Annotated in this window: 2 protein-coding genes and 1 pseudogene; all 3 read right to left on the bottom strand. The window is 35.7% G+C overall.

Annotation, left to right across the window (positions count from 1 at the left end):
* Nucleotides 1–441 precede the first annotated feature (441 nt).
* Nucleotides 442–1,023, bottom strand: a pseudogene (locus N7Z68_RS24065) (ATP-binding protein).
* Nucleotides 1,024–1,296: 273 nt separating this feature from the next.
* Nucleotides 1,297–1,539: a hypothetical protein gene (locus N7Z68_RS24060; protein ID WP_275120944.1), complete on the bottom strand. Its 243-nt coding sequence runs from the start codon at nucleotides 1,537–1,539 to the stop codon at nucleotides 1,297–1,299.
* Between the two features lie 550 nt (nucleotides 1,540–2,089).
* On the bottom strand, nucleotides 2,090–2,878 hold the full coding sequence (locus N7Z68_RS24055) for an IS3 family transposase (RefSeq protein WP_275120943.1): 789 nt from the start codon (nucleotides 2,876–2,878) through the stop codon (nucleotides 2,090–2,092).
* Nucleotides 2,879–2,969 lie beyond the last annotated feature (91 nt).

The raw sequence follows: 2,969 nt of genomic DNA, 5'->3' as shown, positions 1-2,969 counted from the left end.
TCTCTCCTAATTGATAGTTTGGTCACTTTCAATCATAAGAGAGGTTAATTAAATTGGAAATCATGTGGCTCATTTTTTATGTGATCGAACTACTGGAAAGTGGCTCAATATTAAATTATCAAATACAGCGATTTCGATTTAACCTTGGTATCAAGCTGAAGTCATAAGAAACAACTAACGTCTCTTGAACATGGAATGAAGCTTGTTTGAGCCGTCGCTATCTTTTAATTTCTTGGGTTATATTGCGAAAGACCGATATTCTTGCAATTGTGGCATTCTTAATTGTTTAACTATTTGATCAAGCATAAGTTCCGTATTGATTTCTGATTACGGCCACTGAAATGAACCACTAGTGACATAGTTCTTACCACCGAATGACAGGGATGTAACCGTCAAGTAGTTTTGAACAGTCTTTGCTCATTAATTTTGAACACTTTTAGCTTATTTAGTTTGTGCACCTTTCGCTTGAAATAGGGACTCCCTATATTTAATACGGTGGCTAGCCCATCGAAGTGAATAACTTCAGAGCGGTGGAGAAGACGATCTAAGATCGCCGTTGTAATCCCCTGGTCTCCCAGCAACTCTCCCCATTCATCAGGTCCTTTATTGAAAGTCAATATAATTGAACTTCGTTCATAAAGATGGTTGATTAAATGAAAGAATAGATTGGCTTCATTTTGGTCGATGACCTCTATTAATCGCTTCTAAGCCTAGTCCAATAGATATATGCGTTTTATCAACTCCGGGTGGGCCTAAAAATACTAGATTAAAAGATTCCTCTAACCAAGAGAGTTCTTGGAGCTGCTTTAACTGTCTCGTACTAAGAGATGGCAATTCTTTAAAGTCAAACTCTTCTAATGTTTTATGATAAGGGAATTTCGCCCACTTCATGTGTTTTTCTATCATTTTCTCTTCATGTCGTTTTTCCTCATAGGTGAGTAATTCACGCAAAAACTCTTGATAGGTCCAAGAGTTGGACTCTGCTTTTCTTAAAAATGAATTTAGCTTCGATGTTTCAGACATTCTTAGATGATTCAATTGCCTTTGTAGTAGGTATCTGTCACTGTGACACCCCGAAAAATCTTGTTTCACATAAAATGTTTCACTTTCGTGGTGATATTTATAAATGATGTATAAATCAGTCCATTTCACAACTACTTGTGAGTATGGACTGATTTTTGTATTGTACAGCGTAAGGGTTTTCGGAAAGTTGACTAATAACTTCATTGACCTTTGTTTTTAATTTAGGTGGTCATTTTTTCAAAATACTTTGCAGCAGGTTTCCTAATTCTTACTCTATATATAGGCACCTACGTCATCCCAATCCACGAGGTCGTCGTTTTCAATATCAACATTTGCTTGTTTTAAAATTTCCTTTTCCCGATCTGTTAATGGAGAGTTATCTGCTTCAATAGTAATTTCCTTGTCATGATCTTTTTCAATTACAACTTTAATAAAGTCATAAACCAACTGTGTGTCACGTTCATTTATAAGAACTATCAGTGTATGAAGGTGAACGTCTTCTTTTCGAATACTCATAAGACCACTCCTTAAATGATTTAATAATTTTCATTGTTATTCACGATTTTTAGAAACCGTCACAAATGCACCGCGTTGGAGAATTGGGGGTCTGTCTCCCACTCAGCTAAAGTTTAACGCGTTAAATAGGCATAGTCCGGTAGCGGAACGGTAGACACCTTTTGTGCCTTGTTACCAATGAAAAAGTTTGTTGGTGGGATTATAAAAAGTGTGTAAAACACAGGGGGATGGGAGCATATGACTGTTCCTTGCTCTCTTGTCAAAACAACTGATAAATCGTGACTAATTGAGGAATTATAGCGGTTTCTGGTGCGGGTGTCGAGTTAAATATATTTCGATATGGTTACCTGTAATACGATAAAAGACTTTATATAGATCGGAATTTCCAACTGATAATAAAACCATCCTGAGATCGACTGGCCTGCTTCTAATGAGGACCTAATGATTCGTCACAGTGGTCAAACCCCCGATAAATAGACACTAAAAAATTCGGACAATTATATTTTATATATTCGTTTTTTCAGACTAAAACAGAATAGATATGAGATAATTAAACAGCTTTTTTGTAATTTAATAAATAAGTAACCGGAGATACGAAGCCTAGTTTATACTGGCTTCGTTTTTCATTGTAATAATTAATATATTGCTTTAAATTCTGCTTTAACGAATTGATTTTAATTGTTGGATAGAAACAAGGATACTCCACTTTAAAATGAGAGAAAAAGCTTTCAATTACTGCGTTATCCCAACAATTTGCTTTACGAGACATACTCGGTTTGAACCTCAACTCTTTACTAAGCTCATAGTAGTAAAATGAACGATAGGCGTGCCCCCGATCACTGTGAATGGTTACTCCATCTAAAGAGGTAAGCTTTCGTTTCTTTTTAGCTGCTTCAATAGTAGCTTTAACAAGTTCAAAGTTATTACTAGAGCTAATCTCCAAGGCGATCACTTCTCTATTAAAAAGATCCATAAGTGCTGATATATAGAACTTCTCTTGTTCAACCGTAACTTCTGTTACATCCGTAACCCATTTATGATTTGGATGAAGAGCCTGAAAATCCCTTTGTAACAGATTTTCATAAATATAACCTGCAGCTTTAGTCTTTGTAATCACCGTTGTTTTAGGACGTCTTACTGAAGCTTTTAAATTGGCCTCTTTCATTAAACGGGCTACTTTTTTATGGTTTACTAGAGTTCCTTTACCCTTTAAATAGCCAGCGATCCGCTTAGCACCATACGTTCCTTTGTGTAATGAAAATGCACGTTTAATTTTAGTAAGCATCTTTTTATCCTTTGTATATTGTTTATTGCAAAATAAAAGTGCAGAGCTTTGCAAAGGAAAAATGCAGAGTCCTGCACTTTATTTAATAAGTGCATAAAAAAAGACTTGCCAGTCACCCCAAGTCCCTCTACTGTAATGGTGTCGA

The sequence above is a fragment of the Alkalihalobacterium chitinilyticum genome (assembly GCF_029028005.1).
Taxonomy (GTDB): domain Bacteria; phylum Bacillota; class Bacilli; order Bacillales; family Bacillaceae_F; genus Alkalihalobacterium; species Alkalihalobacterium chitinilyticum.
The sequence above is the reverse complement of the archived record's forward strand: the minus strand, read 5'-3'. Positions and strand labels throughout refer to the sequence as shown.